Annotated in this window: 23 protein-coding genes; 9 read left to right on the plus strand and 14 right to left on the minus strand. The window is 35.2% G+C overall.

Annotated elements, in window-relative coordinates:
- Window positions 1-178: 178 nt before the first annotated feature.
- Complete coding sequence (locus GQ593_RS08920; protein ID WP_160431709.1) at window positions 179-1,024, plus strand: hypothetical protein; 846 nt, start codon at window positions 179-181, stop codon at window positions 1,022-1,024.
- A gap of 91 nt (window positions 1,025-1,115) precedes the next feature.
- On the opposite strand, the gene rsmC is transcribed toward GQ593_RS08920, so the two are convergent.
- Window positions 1,116-2,156, minus strand: a complete 1,041-nt coding sequence (gene rsmC / locus GQ593_RS08925; protein ID WP_160431710.1) for a 16S rRNA (guanine(1207)-N(2))-methyltransferase RsmC — start codon at window positions 2,154-2,156, stop codon at window positions 1,116-1,118.
- An 88-nt stretch (window positions 2,157-2,244) separates the two neighbouring features.
- Here rsmC and GQ593_RS08930 point away from each other — a divergent pair, with 88 nt between their 5' ends.
- From GQ593_RS08930 to cyaY, 6 genes are all read left to right on the plus strand, one after another.
- Window positions 2,245-2,652: a DNA polymerase III subunit psi gene (locus tag GQ593_RS08930; RefSeq protein ID WP_160431711.1), complete on the plus strand. Its 408-nt coding sequence runs from the start codon at window positions 2,245-2,247 to the stop codon at window positions 2,650-2,652.
- Entirely contained in the window at window positions 2,621-3,082 is a 462-nt protein-coding gene (gene rimI, locus GQ593_RS08935; RefSeq protein WP_160431712.1) for a ribosomal protein S18-alanine N-acetyltransferase, read from the plus strand. Before GQ593_RS08930 ends, rimI begins: the two co-directional genes overlap by 32 nt.
- A 32-nt stretch (window positions 3,083-3,114) precedes the next feature.
- The gene (locus GQ593_RS08940) at window positions 3,115-3,750 is read left to right on the plus strand and encodes a thiamine diphosphokinase (RefSeq protein WP_160431713.1); all 636 of its coding nucleotides are present in this window, start codon (window positions 3,115-3,117) and stop codon (window positions 3,748-3,750) included.
- Window positions 3,751-3,823: 73 nt separating this feature from the next.
- Window positions 3,824-4,609 (plus strand): hypothetical protein, encoded by a 786-nt coding sequence (locus tag GQ593_RS08945; RefSeq protein ID WP_160431714.1) that lies wholly within the window; start codon window positions 3,824-3,826, stop codon window positions 4,607-4,609.
- Window positions 4,609-5,109: a surface-adhesin E family protein gene (locus GQ593_RS08950; protein WP_160431715.1), complete on the plus strand. Its 501-nt coding sequence runs from the start codon at window positions 4,609-4,611 to the stop codon at window positions 5,107-5,109. The genes GQ593_RS08945 and GQ593_RS08950 overlap by 1 nt, the downstream gene beginning before the upstream one ends.
- 101 nt (window positions 5,110-5,210) lie before the next feature.
- Entirely contained in the window at window positions 5,211-5,522 is a 312-nt protein-coding gene (gene cyaY / locus GQ593_RS08955) for an iron donor protein CyaY (RefSeq protein WP_160431716.1), read from the plus strand.
- A gap of 80 nt (window positions 5,523-5,602) precedes the next feature.
- On the opposite strand, the gene uvrD is transcribed toward cyaY, so the two are convergent.
- The 12 genes from uvrD to GQ593_RS09015 form a co-directional block, all read right to left on the minus strand.
- The gene (gene uvrD / locus GQ593_RS08960) at window positions 5,603-7,786 is read right to left on the minus strand and encodes a DNA helicase II (RefSeq protein WP_160431717.1); all 2,184 of its coding nucleotides are present in this window, start codon (window positions 7,784-7,786) and stop codon (window positions 5,603-5,605) included.
- A gap of 202 nt (window positions 7,787-7,988) precedes the next feature.
- Complete coding sequence (gene yigB / locus GQ593_RS08965; protein ID WP_160431718.1) at window positions 7,989-8,702, minus strand: 5-amino-6-(5-phospho-D-ribitylamino)uracil phosphatase YigB; 714 nt, start codon at window positions 8,700-8,702, stop codon at window positions 7,989-7,991.
- Between the two features lie 2 nt (window positions 8,703-8,704).
- Complete coding sequence (xerC, locus tag GQ593_RS08970; protein ID WP_160431719.1) at window positions 8,705-9,625, minus strand: tyrosine recombinase XerC; 921 nt, start codon at window positions 9,623-9,625, stop codon at window positions 8,705-8,707.
- A 9-nt stretch (window positions 9,626-9,634) separates the two neighbouring features.
- A complete protein-coding gene (locus GQ593_RS08975; protein WP_160431720.1) occupies window positions 9,635-10,369 on the minus strand; it encodes a DUF484 family protein in 735 nt (244 codons plus the stop codon).
- Window positions 10,370-10,527: 158 nt separating this feature from the next.
- Window positions 10,528-11,352 carry a diaminopimelate epimerase gene (gene dapF, locus GQ593_RS08980; RefSeq protein ID WP_160431721.1) on the minus strand — a complete coding sequence of 275 codons (825 nt, stop codon included), beginning with the start codon at window positions 11,350-11,352 and terminating at the stop codon, window positions 10,528-10,530.
- A gap of 123 nt (window positions 11,353-11,475) precedes the next feature.
- Window positions 11,476-12,729 carry a diaminopimelate decarboxylase gene (gene lysA / locus GQ593_RS08985; RefSeq protein ID WP_160431722.1) on the minus strand — a complete coding sequence of 418 codons (1,254 nt, stop codon included), beginning with the start codon at window positions 12,727-12,729 and terminating at the stop codon, window positions 11,476-11,478.
- 12 nt (window positions 12,730-12,741) lie between these two features.
- Window positions 12,742-12,909 (minus strand): LPS translocon maturation chaperone LptM, encoded by a 168-nt coding sequence (lptM, locus tag GQ593_RS08990; RefSeq protein ID WP_160431723.1) that lies wholly within the window; start codon window positions 12,907-12,909, stop codon window positions 12,742-12,744.
- A 307-nt stretch (window positions 12,910-13,216) separates the two neighbouring features.
- Window positions 13,217-14,092 carry an L-ribulose-5-phosphate 3-epimerase gene (locus tag GQ593_RS08995; protein ID WP_160431755.1) on the minus strand — a complete coding sequence of 292 codons (876 nt, stop codon included), beginning with the start codon at window positions 14,090-14,092 and terminating at the stop codon, window positions 13,217-13,219.
- Between the two features lie 96 nt (window positions 14,093-14,188).
- Window positions 14,189-14,833: a 3-keto-L-gulonate-6-phosphate decarboxylase UlaD gene (locus GQ593_RS09000; protein ID WP_160431724.1), complete on the minus strand. Its 645-nt coding sequence runs from the start codon at window positions 14,831-14,833 to the stop codon at window positions 14,189-14,191.
- A 19-nt stretch (window positions 14,834-14,852) separates the two neighbouring features.
- Window positions 14,853-15,545 carry an L-ribulose-5-phosphate 4-epimerase gene (locus GQ593_RS09005; RefSeq protein ID WP_160431725.1) on the minus strand — a complete coding sequence of 231 codons (693 nt, stop codon included), beginning with the start codon at window positions 15,543-15,545 and terminating at the stop codon, window positions 14,853-14,855.
- Window positions 15,530-16,021, minus strand: a complete 492-nt coding sequence (locus GQ593_RS09010) for a PTS sugar transporter subunit IIA (RefSeq protein WP_160431726.1) — start codon at window positions 16,019-16,021, stop codon at window positions 15,530-15,532. The genes GQ593_RS09005 and GQ593_RS09010 overlap by 16 nt, the downstream gene beginning before the upstream one ends.
- Before the next feature lie 27 nt (window positions 16,022-16,048).
- Window positions 16,049-17,815 carry a PTS ascorbate-specific subunit IIBC gene (locus GQ593_RS09015; RefSeq protein ID WP_160431727.1) on the minus strand — a complete coding sequence of 589 codons (1,767 nt, stop codon included), beginning with the start codon at window positions 17,813-17,815 and terminating at the stop codon, window positions 16,049-16,051.
- Window positions 17,816-18,165: 350 nt separating this feature from the next.
- On the opposite strand from GQ593_RS09015, the gene ulaR reads away from it, so the two are divergent.
- Both ulaR and ulaG read left to right on the plus strand, forming a co-directional pair.
- Window positions 18,166-18,927, plus strand: a complete 762-nt coding sequence (gene ulaR, locus GQ593_RS09020; protein WP_160431728.1) for an HTH-type transcriptional regulator UlaR — start codon at window positions 18,166-18,168, stop codon at window positions 18,925-18,927.
- 25 nt (window positions 18,928-18,952) lie between these two features.
- Window positions 18,953-20,020: an L-ascorbate 6-phosphate lactonase gene (gene ulaG, locus GQ593_RS09025; protein WP_160431729.1), complete on the plus strand. Its 1,068-nt coding sequence runs from the start codon at window positions 18,953-18,955 to the stop codon at window positions 20,018-20,020.
- A 133-nt stretch (window positions 20,021-20,153) separates the two neighbouring features.
- On the opposite strand, the gene recG is transcribed toward ulaG, so the two are convergent.
- The gene (recG, locus tag GQ593_RS09030; RefSeq protein ID WP_160431730.1) at window positions 20,154-22,247 is read right to left on the minus strand and encodes an ATP-dependent DNA helicase RecG; all 2,094 of its coding nucleotides are present in this window, start codon (window positions 22,245-22,247) and stop codon (window positions 20,154-20,156) included.

Genomic DNA, 22,247 nt, shown 5'->3' on the forward strand with positions numbered 1-22,247 from the left:
GTTATGGTTGTTTTTTGCAGAATTATTATAACTCACATCATGCCGTCTAAAAAATAATCACGAAAGATCAACACGCCCTAATAACTTATTTATTTTATTGTGATTAAAGGTTAGCTTTTAAATTCACAATTTCAGCCTTTAGACATAAAATTTTTATTTTTAATAAGGAAACGATAAAATGGGATTGATGAATAAAGTAGTAGAAGTATTTCCAACTCGCCCTTTAAAAGTTATGAAACTAAAGCAAGAAGGCATATTACACCAAATAAAAAGAATATTTGCGATAATATTTTTCTTTGTGTTAGCTATGTTTATGGCCCTGAATTATTATCCTGGATTAATTGATGATTATAAAATATCACGGAATCCAGTTGTGGTTGACTATCCTGCAGAAGTAAAATGTAATACAAGACGTATTATTGAGAATTGTTCAGTGAAAATTACCACTAATACAGGACAAGTTATTAAGCGTGCTATCCTTGGTGGAATAAGCAAAAATAATCAAGTTGTAACTGTGGCTTCTGCCGATGATCCTTCACTAGTAACAATCAATTTAGCTATTGATAATATGCTGAGAGTATTTGTGATTACGACTGTTCTTACTCTTTTGTTTATGTTGCCTGTATGGATGGGTTTAGTAACTATCTTAAGAATACATAAAATGAGAAAAGTTATCAATGAAATTAATGGACAAAGATTAACGCCTGCTATTGTTCCGATTAAATTAACATCTTATGGTAAAACAATAACTGCTATATATCATGCAAAAAATGCTCAAGGTGTAGATGTTAAATGTGTAGCCCTTTTTAATAAAGACTCAAACGGTGGACCAATTATTATAGGTGATATGACTAAAAATAAATGTAATGTCTTGGCCATAATCGGGAAAAATAATCCTGTTCCTATTATTCTTGATCAAAACTTTACGCGTTGTGATTTTAATGATAATGAAATTCAAGCATTAAAAACAGTTCTTATCAATAGTAGTGAATTCAGGTTAAGTCTAAATATTCACATGTTATAAATAGAGCGATAGCATCGCCCTATTTTTTAGGGCTTATGATATGTATTGCAACTTATTTTTCTTTTAAGACAAAATAAACAAACTGCACTTATTAATGGCTTGCTAGATAAACCTTAAATTTTGTCGTTTGGGCAATCACTTCAACGCTTTTAAATGTTTCATCTAAAATGGTTTGATACGGTAAAAATGAATTTGCCACAATGCACAAATAACCATTTAATTTTAGGTGTTTTTTCGCCTCTTTAATTAGTGCATTAACGGCTGTGTAATTTGTCTCTTTGCCATCATGAAAAGGTGGATTAGAAACAATTAAATGATATTTATCATTCAGATTAGAAAAAACATCACTCGCCACAACAGTTGCATTCACGTTGTTACTGTTTAATGTTACTTTACTTGATTCAATTGCTGCACAGTTTACATCGGATAACGTTAGTGTAATATCAGGGTGTAATTTACCTAGTACCGTGGATAAGATGCCCGAACCACATCCCACATCTAATACATTACCTTTAATAATATCAGTACGATCCATTAATGCATTTAAGAGTAATTCACTGCCAGCATCTAACCCTTTTTGGCTAAACACACCGGGTAAACTTTTGATTTCAATATTCTGATTTTCAATAATTAAATGATAACTTAACCACCACTCATCAAGATCAAAGGCCAAACGACTATCCGCCTGAAAGTGGTATAAACCACAACGCCTTGCACTGTCAATTTTTTGAATTGTACCAAAATCACTCAATAACGCTTCCACGCTTTTTACACCTGTTCTATTTTCACCAATGATAAAAATATCACTGCCTTTTGGCATATTGTGCAATAAATAAGAAAGTTGAAATTGTGCTTCGCTTTTCGTTTTTGACCAATAGTAAATTAGTGTATCCATGCCAACATAAAGTTCTGCTTCTGGCAATAATGAAAAATAAGTATTCTTGCCACGGGCACTATTTTTTAAACGCAAATAAGTATGAAATTGTGTGCAATGAATCTTAACTTGATTTGCCGACATAATAGCCGGATAGCTATCTTGAATATCACCAGCTATAATCACATTTTTATCGTTAAAAAATGTTTGATGACGTTCAAGCACTTGACTTGCTGGAGTAAAAGCAGATGTTGCCATATTTCCTCAATGAAAAACCTTTATAATTTGATGCGTTGATTATACAATTAACTATCTTTAATCTCTAATAAAAAACAGCAAGTCAATAATGACACAACAAGATTGGTACTTAAAACAGTGCAATATAACGCAATATGTTTTGCGTAACTCGAATGTCTTTAAAGGCGAAATCGCACCCCATATCAGTGATAAGATCCGTTTAATTGTCGTTGCCAAAAAGCAACCTACCCAAAAAATCTATTTAGATATATTAAATGCGATTAGCCTTACCCAAGATCAGGTGTTAGTATTAACACCATCCCAACTCATTGTACCAGCAAATGATATTAAGACTGTGATTTGGTTTATTGATGTTAAGCCCGAAGAGTCTTGGCAAAACCCATTAACCATTCAAACCGCTAGCTTAGATCAGCTTGCAAAAGCACCACAACAAAAACGCCTACTTTGGCAACAATTATGTCAATATGAAAACTATTTCCACCCTGACCGAACATGATTTAACAAAAGCCTTTGAATTAGAACTGATCTGTCATGCTATTCCTTGGTCAAAGCAGACATTCTTTTCAAACCAAGGTGATCGTTACTTAAATTTTAAAATAACGATTGATAACCAAATAGCAGGATTTTGTATCTGCCAACAAGTCGCCGATGAAGCCAATTTATTTAATATTGCAATACATCCCGATTTTAGAAAACAGGGACTAGCAAAGGCTTTGCTCAATCATTTGATAGACACGTTAATAACTATAAAATCGCCTTGTCCGATTTCAACACTTTGGCTTGAAGTGAGACAGTCAAATACACCAGCAATTGCGCTATACCATGCTATAGGGTTTAACCAAATAACGGTTCGAAAAAATTATTATCCAACAACTGATGGTAAACAAGAAGACGCAATTATCATGGCTTACACGTTAGCTTTATAATTAACTAATCAGATACCAAAAAAGGAAAGCAGATGTCACAAAATAAAGCCTTACTCTTTGTTAATGGTGAGCCACCATTGCATGACTTTTGCAATTTAGAAAAGTACACCTATATCGCTTGCACTGATGGTGCTTACCATAATTATTTGTCCACATCATCAATCCAACCTGACTTTCTTATTGGTGATTTAGACAGTTATAATCCCAATGGTAAAATTCCACCCAAAACTGAAATTATTCACACACCCGATCAAAATAAAACAGATTTTGAAAAAGCACTTTTATTTTTAATAAGTAAAGGGATAACTTCATTTGATGTATTTGGTGCTACAGGTCGAGCAAGCGATCACTTTTTGGGAAATATTTCTGTTGCAATGCAATATTATCATCAATATCAAATCACATTTTATGATAACTATTGTCATTTCTTTTTTGTCAAACATTATCAAGAAATGACGAATGTAAAAGATCATATTATTTCATTAATTCCACTTTCCAAAGTAACAGGATTAACCATTACCGGCTTTCAGTACCCTTTGATTGACCAGACTCTATCCCTAGGTAGCAGCATTAGTTTAAGAAATAAAGCGATTAGCGATGTAGTTACAATATCTTTTAAAAAAGGTGATTTAATGGTTTTTATTGAAGATTCAAAGAATGTTAATTGACATCGTCGTTTACATTACTTTACAATAATTTTCCAAAGTAATATGTGTCATCTATTGGTCTAGGGAACTCTCCATGCTTTCAAAAAAACTTTCAGTACTTGTTTTTGCTTCATTTATTTCTTGTATGTCTTTTGCACAAACCAACAATGAGCAGAGTGAAACTGATAAGGTAATCAATACATTTCTTCAATGTGATCATCAGTTTTTCAAACAACTAGCTACACATCAAGAATTAATAAACCAATATGTTGACTTAGCAACGACTTCCGATAATGTAACTTATATCCCTGTTGAATCTATTCAACAAAGTGATAAAAATAAAGTCATGTTTAAAAAGCCACTTAAGTATCGTGGTTTAAAAATCACTGGCTATCAAAACATCTATATTCCGACCACTTTGTCTGGTCATTTTTTGTACTGGGGTTTTATCTTTGATAACAATGAAGACGAGGTTAAAAACACTTTAAATAATATTAATTGGTTGCCATACAACACTAATGTTTATATAGCAAACGCCAAAATTTATGATCGCCAATTAAAACCTACAGTCTGGCAAGACGATCCTTATGCTATTGATGGTGTTATTCCAAGATTAGGAACGATTAATAAAGCAATTTATTTAGAACTGTTTGCCAATAATCAAAGTACTGTTTTTTGTTCTATCCAAGGTGATTTAGACAAAGAAACTCTTCTTGCTACTCGCCCTGATCTAAAACCAATCATTGAAAAACAAGAAGCTGAACGTCAAGAACGGATTAAAACATATAAAGAGAAGATGCAAAAAGAAAAACAAGAACAACAATCTCAACCACAAGTTAACGCTACGGAAGCAACTTCAAAACATGGAGATAATATTTAATGAAAAAGCTCAGTTTATTCTTAATTTTTTTGTCTTTTGCAACATTTAGTTATGCGGTTGAAAAACAAACCAATACTAACAATACAGCAGTAGAGAGCTTAAAAGATCCTAGAGTAGGTGAACAATTTATTCCAACATCTAAATCAAACGAAGATAATACTGTTAGTTATTCTTTTTTAGATAGAAATTCAATTAAACTTCATCCTTTCAATGCCAAAATTCGTACGTTTAGTGAAGTGATAAATTACAGTCCCGCATTAGTGCAAAAAAATGATGATGGTACTGAAACGCCCTATCACGCCATTGAAATTGATTATTATGCCAATTGCGACAAAATGGAGTTAGCAAAAGGTAAACTCAGAACAATTGAAAATAACTTTGGTGATGGAAAATTAGTCAATACAATTGAAATTCCAAACCGCTGGGTAGCAGCAAGTCTAAGTCACGAACAACATAAGCTACTTGTTATTGCCTGTTCTTTGCCTCTTGCAAATGAATAATTAAGTCAGCACTTATATTTAACTCTTGCCACCTTGCTGTGGCAGAGTATATCCATTTATGCTAATATCAAGCCATTATTTACCTAAATGATTACACCTTTATGAATATCAAACAATTCCATACGCTTGCTGATCAGTTATTTAATAAAATAGAGCTATTTTTGGATGATTATGCAGATGAGCATGACATCGATTTAGATTATGAAACAAACGGCAATGTCATCACAGTTAGTTTTCCCGATAGCAGTAAGATTATTGTTAATACCCAAGAACCACTGTTTCAAATCTGGTTAGCCACACGCAATCAAGGTTATCATTTTGATTATATTAATAATAATTGGATTTGTAATCGAACTGACAAGTCGTTCGACCAGATTTTTTCTGAGTCTGTAAAAGAACAAGCAGCTCAATAACAGATATAAAAACGGGAATTAATTTAATGCTTAACTCCCGTTTAACCGCCTAATTAACCAATCTTACTAAAAAGCAAAATTTACAATAAAGTTAGGTTTGCCAGTTTAACCACTAGCCATTTAATACCTTCATTAACAAAAGCAATTTGTGCTCGTTTGTGATCGCCTTCACCATCAAGATTGACAATAGTTCCTTCACCAAAACGGTTATGTAATACTTTACGACCTAATTTATAACCATCACATTGAGGCTTTTTCTTAGGATAAGGTTCTTTTTTCTCAGATAGCGTAATATTACCTTGATAACTAATTTCATTTAATTTATCAACGGGTAATTCTGCTAGAAAACGTGACGGTAAATTTCGCTCCTCACGGCCATATAGACGCCTTATCTGAGCTAATGACAATGTTAGGCATTTACGTGCTCTAGTAATACCAACATATGCAAGACGCCTTTCTTCTTCCATTTTGTCAAATTCTTGAGAAGATCGTAAGTCTGGAAATATGCCCTCTTCTAATCCGACAATAAACACATTATCAAATTCAAGACCTTTAGCTGAATGCAGAGTCATTAACTGAACTGAATCTTGTTCATTAATCACATCTCGGCTTTCTAGTGAAGTATAAGCCAAAAATGATTCTAAAACCGTCAAAGTCTTACCCGTTATAGTATCTTGAATAACCGTGTTTTCATTAGCACGATAGAACTGCTCAGCAGCTGATACTAATTCTTCAAGATTTTCTAATCTTGCTTGACCTTTAATACCAGGTTCTTGCTCATACATCTGCAATACACCAGATAATTTAATAATAGCATCAAGCTGCTTGTAAAATGGTTGTTCCCCAACTTCATTATAGATAGATTCCATCAATTCCAAAAAGCGACTAATACCTGAACACTGCCTTTCAGTCAGTGCATTGGTTTGAATTAGCATTAAGCATGCATTCCATAAAGAAATATTATGTTGCTTTGCTATCAACCTAACTTTATCTAGCGTGATATTACCAATGCCTCGTGTTGGAGTATTGATTGTAGCTTCAAACGCCATGTCATTATTGTGATCATGCAATAGTCGCAAATAGGCAAGCGCTAATTTAACTTCTTGTCTTTCATAAAAACGAATAGAACCATAAATTTGGTATGGTACCCCTGCTTGTAATAGTGTATCTTCAAGTAGACGCGATTGCAGATTATTACGGTACAAAATAGCACAATCAGCAAACTTTTCGCCTTTTTGATGGCATTTTTTTATTTGACTCACAACAAATCTTGCTTCGTCAATATCATTAAAACCAATATAAAGCGAAATCTTTTCACCCTCGCCTCTATCTGTCCATAGATTTTTACCCAATCGATTTCGGTTTTGCGCTATTAAGCTATTTGCTACATCTAAAATATTACCTGTTGAACGGTAATTTTGCTCTAGTCGAATAATTTCTGTTTCGGGGTAATCATTGCTAAATAATTGAAGATTATCCGCATTAGCACCACGCCAACTATAGATAGACTGGTCATCATCACCAACAATCATCACGTTAGCTGTATTACCCGCTATTTTTTGCACCAATCGGTATTGAATTTTATTGGTGTCTTGAAATTCATCAATTAATATATTACTAAAACGATGATGACAGTAAGCTAAAACATCTTTATTACGGCAAAGCAGTTCATAAGATCTTAGGATTAATTCAGAAAAATCAACATAACCGACTCTCTCACAAATGGCTTGATAATCGCGATAAATCGTTTGCCACATGACTTGTTTAGGATCTTCAGGAACAATATCATCCGCACGAAGTCCCTTTTCTTTTTGAGTAGAAATAAAACCAGCACACTGTTTGGCTGACCACTGTTTTTCGTCGATTTTTAGTTCACGAAAAATTCGCTTGATAAGCCGAATTTGATCTTCTGTATCAATAAGTTGAAAATTAGGTGGCAACTTAGCTTGCTCAGGGAACATGCGTAATAAACGATGGGTCAATCCATGAAACGTACCCACCCACATACCATTAAAATAACCCTCACCTACTAATGCTTGAATTCGTTCTTGCATTTCAGCAGCGGCTTTATTAGTAAATGTAACGGCAAAAATAGAACTAGGCGAATAGTGCTTTTCAAGACAAAGCCAAGCAATTCGATGAACTAAAACGCGAGTTTTACCACTCCCAGCACCGGCAAGAACAATGGTATATTGGTTATCAGTGGTGACAGCATTTTGTTGCTCTGCATTCAGTCCATCTAATAATGTTTTATTAATTTCCATCAAATTCAAACCTATTTTGATAATAGAAAACATTAACCAGCATTAATGTTGAGTGTGTTATTAATATTTTTATCATATTTCGAGATATTTTGACGACTGTAATCGAACAGAATCTAAAGATAAGTTTCTTTAAGTGCTATCTGCCAGAACTTAACCTATCTTTATGTAATTTTACTGTCTATTTATACAGAAAAAGGAATGATTATAACAGATTCTCCAATTCTGGCAATTGAGTTATTTCTATATGGGGCAAACATCTTGCATCATCAAGGTGTAAAATATCACGATTATAAATATTGATAAAGCAAGCTAAAAATCCATTATTAATTGCGCCATTAACATCCGTTAATAAATTATCGCCTACATGTAAAATATGATGTGATGAAATAGCTAGCTTATCAGAGGCCAAATTAAAAATCTCGGGAAAAGGTTTTGAACGCCCATGTTCACCACCACGTAATGAAAACTGAAAATAGTCGCCCAAACCAATTTGATGAATATCAACGTTACCATTAGTAATTACCGCTAAAGGATATTTAGTTGCCAATTTGGTTAATAGCAAATGTGTTGATTCAGGAACGTTTATCTTGTGTCGCCAAAAATTAAAACAGGTGACAGATTCATCAATCACATCGGCAAATTTTGATACTGGAATATTAGTTTTACTTAATAGCGATTTAATAGTTTGAATTCGCCAAACTATAACATCATGATAAATTTCAGGATAAGATGCCAGTACTGAATACTTTTCAGCAAAAAAGTCGGATGTCGTTAAAGTGCACAATTGTTCATGACGTTGAAGCGTTTTAACCATTTCTTCTTCCGCTTTTTCTACAATCATACTGTTATCATATAACGTATCATCAAGATCGAATGTGAATGCTTTAATACAATGAATAGACCGATAAAAGTGCATCGCTATTTTCCCCTTTTGGCTCTCGGATGGGCTGAGTCATAAACTTCTGACAGGTGTGAAAAATCCAAATGGGTATAAACTTGGGTCGTTGATAAATCAGCATGACCAAGCAATTCCTGAACTGCACGCAAGTCCCGACTTGATTCAAGCATATGGGTAGCAAATGAATGGCGTAATTTATGTGGATGAACGTGACTACTTAACCCTTGTTTAACACCCCATTGTGTAAATCGTTTTTCAACATTACGAGGTGAAATTCGTTTGCCTAACTTTGAAATAAATAGTGCATCATCTTGCGGTACAAAAAAATCTCGCATGGATAACCAGTGTTTAATCCATTTGATAGACTCCCTACCTAATGGCAGTTTCCGTTCTTTACTACCCTTTCCCATTACGCGAATTTCACCATCGATAAGATTTAATTCTCGACAATTAAGACTAACTAATTCGGACAGACGCAACCCCGAACCATACATGACTTCAAGCATTGCTCTGTCGCGGACTGAAAGCGGATCGTTAGCTTCAATATCAAGCAATTGATTAATTTCGTCAATATCAATATTTTTAGGCAGATGCTGCCCCAATTTTGGATTTAATACTCCTCGAGCAGGATTAGCTGTAAGACGCTCATTTTTTACCATCCAATCACAAAAACTACGCAAAGCCGATAGCCTTAATGACAAGCTTCTTGCTTGTAATCCTTTTTGTTTACTGCGACTAATTAACACTCTTACTGCTGATGAATCTAAATCCTGCCAAGTTGAAATTTCACCTTCTTTTGCCAGCGAAATAAGCGCATAAAGCTGCCGTCGATAATTGATTTGAGTATTTAAACTCAACTGCTTTTCTGACTTTAAATAATTCAAAAACTGATCAACAGGCAAAGTTAATGTAGCATTACTATTTTCGTTAGGCTGAACCATGACATTTCCTTATCTTTTTCGCATAATCCATCGGCTAATTAAAATAGGTAAAATTTCACTCATTTTTTCAAGTAACAATGTACCTTGTCCGGCTTGATAATGTTCTGGATTAGCGCTAGTAAACATTAACAGCCCCAAATCACCAAATTGCCCTAATAAAGATAAAGCCACCGACCCAACATAGCCATGTTCAGGTAATAAAAAATCAAGCTCAGTTGAATTTAGTGTGCCTAAATATTGTTGACTATACTGTAAATGTCTAACACGAATAAAATCAAATTGCGATGAATTTAAAGCTAAGTGAAGATAATTTGACGGTGCCTTAAGCAGCCATTTATCGTCAAAAAGATATAAATAAGCACCGCTAAGCCCTAACGATTTTGCCCATGTATTTAATAATACAATCAATTGATTGAGATCCTGCACTTTAATCAATTCAATATGTAAATCCATCAGTTGGCTAAACAACAGCTCGTTAGCACTAGCATGTTCCATCAATAATGAAATTTCGCACTCTAATTGATTGATTTTGTTGCGCTGACGAGCCATATTCCATTCAGGTAACGAAATAATCCCTCGCACAGGATGAGGTACTCGCATACCCTCAACATAGCGCGCATTTCGTATAAAAAAATCTGGATTATCAATAAGATATTGACTCACAATTTCGTCATTTAATTTTATTGATGAAGACTGTTGTCGAGCTTTTTTTGCTCTTAAGTTTCGTGTATTTTTACCAACCATAATTAACGTCTATCGTATTATCTTATATTTCTAATGCTTTCTACTTTTGATTGAATCACGCCAAACATAAAAATAAAATAAAATCAAAATCATTATCAACTTATTTTATGAAGTTTTCTATCAACAAATGCTAGAGCCATACAGTAAAAATATCAAAATTAAATGGCAATAAAGCCATCATACACATGCGTAGCAGGTCCAGTCATATAAAGGGAATGCTTGCCACCTTTCCATTCAATTAACAATTTGCCACCCGGCAAATTAACATTAACACGTTGGTTCAATAAACCTTGATTAATACCAACCGCAACAGCTGCACAAGCCCCTGTACCACAAGCTTGCGTTTCGCCAACCCCACGTTCAAATACACGTAAATTAATATTTTCTCGATCAATAATATGCATAAACCCAATATTGGCGCGTTCAGGAAAGCGCTCATGTTGCTCTAATAGTGATCCGAGTGTTGCAACTTCTGCCGTTACAATATTATCAACTTGAATCACACAGTGAGGATTCCCCATAGATGCAACACCACATAATATGGTCTGTTCTTGTGCGCGAATGATATAGGTTTTTTCTTCTTTAATAGCCTTGAAAGGAATTTTATTGGGTTCGAAAATAGGCTCCCCCATATTCACACGTACTGTATCATCATCATTGACGGTTAATACAATATTACCTCTCATGGTGCTAACTTTTAACACGCGTTTTCGGCTTAATCCTTTTAAACGAACAAAACGCGCAAAACAACGAGCACCATTACCACACTGCTCAACTTCAGAACCATCGGAGTTAAAAATACGATAATGAAAATCACTATCGGGTACATAAGGAGGCTCAACAATAAGAAGCTGATCAAACCCGACACCCGTATACCTATCAGCCATCCGTTTAATCATTTCTGTCGAAAGATGAACATTTTGCGTCACAGCATCAATAACCATAAAATCATTTCCGAGTCCATGCATTTTTGAAAAGTTCATCGTTAGTTTACCTTCTATTGTCAAACGTGTTAGTTTGTTATTCTTCAGTTTAGGCTGTTAACCAGCAGCAACTTCAAAAAGAAATGCTATTGTGATTGAGCATTTCGATATAACGTATAAATATTATAAAATCACTTCACCGCGCCATAAATCTTCGAAAGATTCACGCTCACGGATTAATTTATGTTGTTGTTCATCAATGAGCATCACCTCAGCAGGTCTTGGATGACTATTATAATTCGATGCCATACTAAAGCCATAAGCACCAGCGCTACAAATGACCAATAAATCATCTTGATTAACCGAAAGCTGACGCTGATAAGCCAGTACATCGCTTGATTCACATATTGGACCAACAACATTGTATACAAAAGATTCATCGCCAGCTTGTAGTTGTTTTTCTGGCAATATGTTCATCCAAGCATCGTAAAGTGCAGGGCGGATCAAATCATTCATCCCCGCATCAACAATCGCAAAATGGTTATCATCTTGGTGTTTGGTATATTCTACTTTAGTAATTAACACACCTGAATTAGCAACAATAGAGCGTCCTGGCTCAAACAAAATTTCAATATCGGGATAATTAGTTAATTTATTTTTCAACTCAGTCACAAGTTGCGATGCTGCTGGAGGTTGTTCATTATCATAACAAACACCTAAACCGCCGCCTAAATCGATATGTTCAATAATAATGTTATCAGATTGCAATTTATCCACTAAGGCAAGAATACGATCGGCAGCATCAAGAAATGGTGATAATTGAGTTAGCTGTGAACCAATATGACAATCAATACCAACAATATTGATATTGGCTAATGATCGCGCCTTTCGGTAAACATCTAAAGCTAACTCATAGCTAATTCCAAATTTATTTTCGCGTAAACCTGTTGAGATATAAGGATGTGTTTTAGCATCTACATCAGGATTGATTCTTAATGAAATTGGAGCTATTTTATTTAATCGTTTGGCAACTTCATCAATTCGATACAACTCGGCTTCAGATTCAACATTAAAGCATTTAATGCCAACTTCAAGCGCACGTTCAATTTCAACGATTGATTTAGCAACACCAGAAAAAACGATTTTTTTAGGATCGGCTCCCGCCTTTAATACTCGCTCTAACTCACCTTGTGAAACAATATCAAAACCAGCTCCAAGTTTTACTAGTAAACTTAAAACAGCTAAATTACTATTAGCTTTAACCGCATAACAAACTAAATGCTTATTATTGGTCAAAGCCTGTTCATAGGCTAAAAACTGTTTACTTATGTGATCAGCCGAATAAACATATAATGGGGTACCATAGTGCTTTGCAAGATCGGCTATCGCTATTTGATTGACAAATAAGCGAGCATGTCGATAATTTAAAAAGTCCATCACTTTACTCCACTATACGTTTTTAATGAATATGTTAGATTGAATTGAGGCTGTTGTTGTTAGTTTGGTTTGTTGCATTTGTGCCTTTTCAACTGGCTGATAAAGCGGGCCCTTTAATCCACATCCCACTAATGCCAAGGTAACAAAAAAGATAGAGAGTGATTTTATCGTTGATTTCATACAATATCCGCAATTCTTTCCATTTTTTTATGATGCTATCTATATTACACGATAGCCATAGCAGTGCAAAGAGTAAATAATCATGTTTAAGCAAACACATATATAAAATTTGTAACTCGTGCAGATAAAAAGATATATAAAAATATAAACAGCGATTTAAAGCTTGGTTTTCGTCATTAATCACAAAACTTAATACACGTTAAACTATTTCATGTTAAGCTCCACCATTAAATGGCTTGCGAGGAGCTTAACACCCCAATCACAGCAATGGTATTAATCCTTTATGAAATAAAAAATAATTAGAATATTAGCAAAAAAGCGGAAAATCCGTTTTATCACCTATTGCTTTTAATCGTTTTTGAGCGGTAATTATATTGGATTTCCAATTATCATCATTTGCCCACATTTCAATGACTAGGGGGGCTACATAATTCATGGCATTAAGCGTTTTGAATATAGCAGTAAAATCAACTTCTCCTTCACCTATAACAAGATCCCTAAACTGACCGGGATAATTAGATTTAACTTTATAGGTATCTTTTAAGTGAATCTGCACAATATGATCACAACTTAACCTAAGTTCAGTGCAAGTATCGTAATTCCATCCTGTGATGTTTCCAACGTCTGGATAAGCCATAAAATAAGGCGAGTTAATTTCTTTTTTTAGAATTTCAAATTTACTTAAGCAGTTAAGATATTGCGTATCCATAATTTCAACCGCCAACATTACGCCAACTCGCTCGGCCTGTTTTACTGCCCATTTCATTCCTTCAATAAAACGTTTATGTGTTTGCAAGTCAGCTTGTTCATAATAAACATCATATCCAGCAAGCTGAATCACTCTTATACCCAATTTATAAGCAAACGTAATTGCTTTATCCATTATGGCTTTGGCTTCTTTTCTAATATTGCTATTTGCTGATCCAAACGGAAATTTACGATGCGCACTAAGACACATGGAATGAAGTGGTATACCGGTCTTTTCGCATAAATGCCTAAGCGAATATATCTCATCATCAGACCAATCTAACCTTGCACGACGCTCATGTGACTCATCTACTGAAATTTCGACAAAATCAAATCCTAATGTTTTAGCTTGATTTAATTTATCTTGCCATGATAGTTCGGTAGGCAATGCCTTTTCATAAATCCCTATACGAGGAGTTGTTTTAGATTGATACATTGTTTTTGATATATCTGTACTTTGCGACATAATGACCACCTAGTAATAATTAAACAAAAAAGAAAAATGGCCCAATTAACGGCCACATGATGGTAATTACCAATATTGAGCTATTTGTTCTTTTAATGCTTGAGCCGTTTTTTTGCCGTTTTCATTAGCCAAAGCACGACCAGCAATAAATGCTTTAGTTTTAATACCGGCGAATAGATGTATATCTTCAGGTACAATACCTCCAGTAATTGACAATTCTAGCCCTAAATCTGAAAGTTGACGCATTTTAGTTAGGTCATCTTCACCCCAGCCGATACCAGCAAGTTCAGCATCGCGTGACCGATGATATATTGCTTGCTTAATGCCTAATTTTCGCCACGATTTCGCATCATCTAAAGTCCAATGACCATATAATTCAATTTGAATTTCACCTTGAAATTCATCGGCTACTTTTTTACATGCCTCAACAGTTGCAATATGAGCTGCTGCTGATACTGTTAACCAATTGGCTCCAGCAGAAAAAGCCATTTTAGCCAAAATAGCGCCACCATCGGTCGTTTTTAAATCACACACCAAAATATGATTTGGATAGAGTTGTCTTAGACGTTTAACACTTTGCATTCCTGCGCCAAATGCCAAAATAGTACCAACCTCGATGATATCGACAAACCCAGCTACATTTTGTGCAACCTCTAATGCAGGAGCTAAATCGGTTTGATCTAATGCGATTTGTAATTTAGGTGCTACCATGTTTTTCTCCTTATCTCTTTTATTTTTGACCGTAGTAAGCATTCGCACCATGTTTGCGAAAGTAGTGCTTATCTGATAAAGTTTGTTGGATTTTAATTGTTTGATTCAGTTGGCGAGTTGCCAATGCCATCATGGCGATCTCTTCAAGTACAACTGCATTATGTACCGCATCAAAGGCACTTTTACCCCAGCAAAATGGCGCATGCCCCGAAATTATCGCACCCGGCATTGCGACAGGATCAAGCCCACGGCATTTAAATTCTTCAACGATAACTAAACCAGTGTTTTTTTCGTAGTCAGTCGCAATTTCGCTATCGTTCAATTCACGCGTGCAGGGCACATCACCATAAAAGTAATCAGCATGTGTAGTGCCTAAAGCAGGAATATCTAATTCAGCCTGAGCCCAAATGGTTGCATAACGTGAATGCGTATGCACTATACCACCAATAGCAGGAAACGCTTTATACAGTTCGATATGCGTTGCAGTATCACTTGAAGGATTCAATCTACCTTCAACAATCTCGCCTGTTAATGAAACCACCACGATATCATCAACGGTCATATTGCTATACTCAACACCAGAAGGTTTAATAGCAATAACATCTTTCGTGCGATCAATTTCAGAGACATTCCCCCACGTAAAAGTGACTAAATTATATTTTGGTAGCAATAAGTTGGCTTGTAAGACACTTTCTTTTAAAGCTTGATACATAACTCCCTCCCACTTATAGCCTGTTCAATAACGGCATAAACATCTTCTTTTGAGTTACATCGCCTTAACTTGTCAAGATCAATACCCGTTTCGCTATTTTCATCATCTAAGATTTGGGTCACTTCCATTAATCCTTCCATATGCTGATCAGACGTACTGCCAGCAAGCGTAACTAAAACATCAACTGGTTCGTCTTCACCCTCAAAATAGACGGGATTTTTTAAGGTAACTAAAGCAAACGCAGTTCTATTCACTCCGTCTTCAGGTCTAGCATGGGGCATGGCAAAGTTTGGAGCAATAATAATGTAGGGCCCCATTGACTTAACACAGCTAATAATGGCATCGTAATACGAAGGCTCTATCGCTTTTGATGCAACTAACATATCCGTGCCTAACTTGATAGCTTCTTGCCAAGTTGCAACATCTGCTTTGAGTAAAATCGAGTTATTCTCAATCAGTGATTCTTTTAAGGCCATGTTGTACTCCTTTTTTAATTGGAAAAACTATCTAGAAACTACTTGATTAATCAGCTTAATAAGCTCGTCACCAAAAGTTTGTGGATTAAGCATATTTTGAACACCTAACGCATACTGACCTTCATTTACTTCAATTTCATGAATAAGATGCTTTGATGCGACGATGATATCGACATTAGGAAGCCGCGATTTGTAATCAGTCACTGCACAAGAATCCATTTCATTAGCAATACCTTTTTTATTTAAGTAGTTGGCAATTTTCATTTTCATCATCATTGACGAACCTTGGCCACTACCACAGACAGCCAAAATTCGAACTGCGCGACCATCACTGGTTGCGATCTCATCCATTTTTTCAACTACAGCTATATTCATATCTTGATGTTCGTCATTTATTTCTGATTGTTTTGTTTGCATGGCTTCATCTAAACGTAACTGTTTAGCAGCAAAGAACATATAAAGCATTGCTAATGCTATAAGCACATAGATAAATAAATGCGACATAGATAAACCTTGTAAAATAGGTGGAAATAATATTGCCCAATCAGCCATTCCCATCCAAGAATCAATCGGTGTTCCATTTTGTGCAAAAATATAAATAACCCAAGCCGAGCCAAATACTTCTACCATGCCCATCACAAAACAAATTTTCATAACGGCTTTCCAACCACCAAAGTGATTAGCAAAAACACCAATAGTTGCGTTCGAAAAAAACATCGGAATAAAACCTGGAATAATCATAATAGGTGATTTAAAGACAAGTAATAAAGCAATAGCCAAAAATTGTCCTAACGCCCCCCAAATAAAACCAAATACCATGGCATTAGGGGAAAACGCATAAATGGCAGCACAGTCAATAGCTAATACTGCATTAGGAATTAATTTTTCAGAAATACCTTTAAAGGCTTCAGACAGCTCAGCAACAAACATTCGCACGCCACTTACAATCACTTGGATAGCCACAGCGAATTTAAGACCAGTTTCAAAAATATAAATTGTCCAATGAGTTGACCCAGCCATGGTTTGCAAATTATCTAAGCCAAACGAAAGTAAAATTATTCCGAAGAAAAACGTCATGACAATGGTGGTTGCGGCGATACTATCATGAAAAATGTGTAACCATTTAGGCAATTTTAAATTATCAACAGAATCGTTTTTATCCCCCAGTTTAGGTGCTAGTTTAACGGCTATCCATGACCCAAGTTGTTGTTGGTGACCAATTGAGAATCCAGCACCACCGGTAACAGCCTCAGTGGGTTTGAACATCATATTTGAAAAGATGCCCCAATAAAGCGCAATAATAACGGCCGAATAGATAATGGTCTCCCACATACTGTAGCCAAAAAGAAAGTAAAATAATGCAATTAAACCAACCTGCTGAAACATAATATGGCCAGTTAACATGATGGTTCGAATACCTGTTATACGACGAAAAATAACCAACACAATATTAATAGCCAATGCTAACAATACCGCATAACCAACCCATGAATAGTTTTCATGCATGCCATTTTCAACGGCCACCATTGATGCATAAGTATCAATAATAGATCCTTTAATACCATGATACTCAGCCAGTTTGGCAATAACAGGTTTGAAAGTTGAAACTAACACACCAGATCCAACTTGTAATAGCATAAAACCAACAATGGTCTTAATGGTGCCTTTTAACACTGTTGATATATCTTTACGTAACAGACAATAACCTAGCATTGTCACTAAGCCAAGTAACAAAGGTGCTTTTGTCATAACTTGACTATAAAAAATATAAAATACGTTATAGATTGCTTCCATATGTTCCTCTCATCAGTTATCGACATTTTTCATTGCTTCAACAATACATCTCGGAGATCAAGTTTTATCAAAATTAAATACTAGCAACATATTCCACAATCAAAACAAATCACTCAATGATTATTTATGATTATTTTGATAAGGATCACTTTTTTAAATAATTAATAATCACACCTGTGACATACATCACACTTTAATAAAAAAAGAAAGAAAGCAAAAATTAAATTAAATGTTATCAATACAATAAACAATAAAACCAATAAATTTTAATTTAAATAATTGACATTTACACCAATGAAAATTATTATCAATTTAAATCAAATTTAATCACTAAAAATAAAGAGGTTGTAATGAGTGAGCTATCTCGGCATAACGAAATAGTGGCATTAGTTAATGAAAAAGGTATGGTTAAAGTTACTGAGTTAATTTCGTACTTTGCTATTTCACCCGCAACAGCTCGGCGAGATATCACAAAACTGGATCAAGAAGGGCGAGTAAAAAAAGTTCGCAATGGAATTATGCGATTAGAAGAAGTGAAACCTATTTGGGCGCCAATTGATAATCATAATACCGACCATTATCACGAAAAAGCGCGCATTGCTATTCGTGCTGCCAAGCTATGCAATAATGACGAAAACATTGTTATAAACTGTGGATCGACGGCATTTTTACTCGGTCGCGAACTATGCGGTAAAAATGTCTCAATTATTACTAACTATTTTCCATTAGCGTGTTACTTAATTGAACATGACCATGAAAACGTCATTATTATGGGGGGATTATACAATAAAACACAAAATATCATTATTAACCCTATTGTCAGCATTACTGATTCCTATGCCGGCAAATGGATGTTTACCAGCGGCAAAACATTAACGCCAACCGGCCTTTATAAAAGTGAAATATTAGGTGCTGTTGCTGAACAGCAAATATTGGAAAAAGTCGAAAATTTAGTTGTTGTTGTCGATAGTTCAAAAATTGATAAAAAAGCCAATTCAGGCATGCTTTTTTGTCCTGTTAATAAAATCGATATCTTAATTACAGGAAAACAAGCAAATAAGGATGTGATTGAATACATTAAGGAGCAAGGCGTTGAAGTTATTTTAGTTTAACTATTAATTGTAAAAGGAACAAAGTATGAGTAAAGTAAACGAAATTACCCGTGAATCCTGGATATTAAATACATTTCCTGAATGGGGCACATGGCTCAATGAAGAAATAGAAACGACTGAAGTTAAACCAAACACATTTACAATGTGGTGGCTTGCTTGTACAGGTATCTGGTTAAAATCAGCAGGTAATACAAATATATCGGTCGATTTTTGGTGTGGCACTGGGAAAAAAACACACGCAAATCCATTGATGAACAAACAACATCAAATGATGCGTATGGGTGGTGTACGTGAATTACAACCAAATTTGAGAACGAGTCCATTTGTTCTTGATCCTTTTGCAATTAAACAAATTGATGCTGTAATGGCAACCCACGATCATGCCGATCATATTGATGTCAATGTGGCTGCGGCAGTTATTCAAAACTGTTCATCGAGTGTTAAATTTATTGGACCTAAAGCCTGTGTAGAATTATGGAAAAGTTGGGGTGTACCAGAAGAGCGCTGCATTATTGCCAAAGTAGGCGAAACAATCCAAGTGGGAGACATCACCATTCGTGTCTTGGACTCTTTTGATAGAACATCACTAGTTACCCTCCCCAAAGGCGTATCATCAACAGATAAATCAATTTTAGATGGTATGAATGACAGAGCTGTTAACTATCTATTTGAAACATCAGGCGGCTCGCTTTATCACTCTGGTGATTCACACTATTCTAATTATTATGCAAAACATGGTAATGATTATAAAATCGATGTTGCACTACTATCTTATGGCGAAAATCCTCGCGGTGTGACAGATAAAATGACGTCAGCCGATATTTTGCGTGCGGCTGAATCACTCAATACTCAAGTTGTTATTCCATTCCATCATGACATTTGGGCAAACTTCCAAAGCGACCCGCGTGAAATCGAAGTATTATGGAAAATGAAAAAAGATCGCCTGAATTACCAATTTATGCCATTTTTTTGGCAAGTTGGAGGAAGATATACTTATCCAACCGATAAACATAAAATGCATTATCAGCATTATCGTGGTTTTAGAGATATTTTCATTGATGAGCCAGAATTACCTTATCGTTCATTCTTATAATGCAATAATTTTATGTAGCTGTTAGATATTAACTTCAATGTGTGGACTGAAAACAGCAATACTCAAGCCCACACATAAATTTATTATCCATAAGTAAGTCCAGCATTAAATATCTCTAAAAAATAAAGCACAATTATACATTAATATATTTCTGACGATTTGGCAGCCAACAATCAACTAATTGTACAGCGCTTTGTGGATAGTTATTTTGGATGTCATAAGATGCTTGCTGCACTTCACTAATCAAATGCTGATCGCGAATCAAATCAACCACTTTAAAATTAGCCATACCCATTTGCCTAGTTCCTAAAATTTCGCCACTGCCACGAAGTTCGAGATCTTTTTGGGCAATAATAAAACCATCATTACTATCGCGCATTACTTTCATGCGTGCTTGGGCAATTTTGCTTAAAGGCGCTTGATACATCAGTACACAATGAGATACTGCCGAACCACGTCCGACTCGTCCACGCAACTGATGCAATTGGGCTAAACCTAATCGTTCTGCATTTTCGATAATCATTAAGCTAGCATTAGGTACATCGACACCGACCTCAATGACCGTTGTGGCAACAAGCAATTGAATTTTTCCCGCTTTAAAAGCTTGCATGACTGATTGTTTTAAATCAGATTTCATTTTGCCATGCACTAACGCAATACTTAAATGAGGCAAACGTACTTGTAACTCAGTAACCAACATTTCAGCCGCTTGAGCATCAAGCATTTCAGACTCTTCAACCAAAGTACACACCCAATATACTTGGCGATTATCTAAACAGGCTTGATTTACACGTTCAATGATCTCATCACGGCGAGTATTAGGTATAACAACTGTGGTGATAGGCGTTCGTCCCGGTGGCAACTCATCAATGACTGAAACATCGAGATCGGCATAAACTGTCATGGCTAATGTTCTGGGAATAGGCGTTGCGGTCATAATTAATTGATGAGGATAAAGATGATCTTTAATGCCTTTTTCCCAAAGACTTAAGCGCTGATTAACACCAAAACGATGCTGCTCATCAATAATCACCAAACCTAATGAATTAAATTGCACTTTATCAACAAATACCGCATGCGTTCCAATTAACATGGTAAGTTCACCATTTAAAATACGCTCATAACGCTGACGCTTATTTTTAGCGGTTAATGTCCCTGATAACCAATCCACAGAAATACCAAGAGGATCAAACCATTGTTTAAAATTGTGATAATGTTGTTCTGCTAATATTTCAGTCGGCGCCATTAATACTACTTGTTGATTATTTTCTATTGCATTGAGTGCGGCTAGTGCTGCAACTAACGTTTTGCCAGAACCTACATCTCCCTGAATTAATCGCATCATTGGAGTTGGTTTTGCCATATCCAGATAAATATCTTGAACCACTCGTTGCTGAGCATGAGTAGGTTTAAAAGGTAATGAAAATAAAAAAGGTTTTATAAACTGTTGATTAACATTCATTGCATAAGCTTGCAGCTTTTGATTATCTGTTTTCAACCTCAACATGCTTAAATGATAGGCGAGCAATTCTTCAAAAATAAACCGTTTAATTGCAGGGTGTTCCCCATTTGATAACTGATTTATATCAGTATCTATTGGTGGGTTATGAATAATATTTAACGAATCGAAAACAGTTAAATAGCGACTCGCTAGCGATGCCGGTAAAATTTCTTTTGGTGGGTTACGTTTTAATAATAGCAGTGCAGCTTGAATCAGTTTACGAATAATATTTTGAGTAAGTCCGTAAGTTGCTGGATAAATAGGTGTATATCTTTCTTGATTGAGCTCAGAAGATAGCAAGTTATCTTCACGACTGTTTTTAACTTTATATTGTGGATGAATTATTTCAGGATATTTTTTTCCTCTTTTAACCTCACCATAAGCACTTATCCACTTACCTTGTATTAAACTTGCTTTCATCCCTGCAGTAAAATTCATAAATCTTAATATTGCTATTCCTGATTCATCTTGAATATAACAAACTAACATTTGCTTACGCCTAAAGATGACTTCAGTTTTTATGATGAGCCCTTCAATCGTAGTATACCCACCGATAGCCACATCACCAATGGCACAAGTCGACGTGCGATCTTCATAACGCAAAGGAAAATGCAATAATAGATCTTTGACGCTATAGATACCTAATGTATTGAATTTTTTTTCTAAACTTGCACCAACTCCTGTTAGTTTTATCAACGGTACATGGTCCAAAAAACGATTTATCAT

This window comes from Gilliamella sp. Pas-s25 (assembly GCF_009795885.1).
Classification (GTDB): Bacteria; Pseudomonadota; Gammaproteobacteria; order Enterobacterales; family Orbaceae; genus Gilliamella.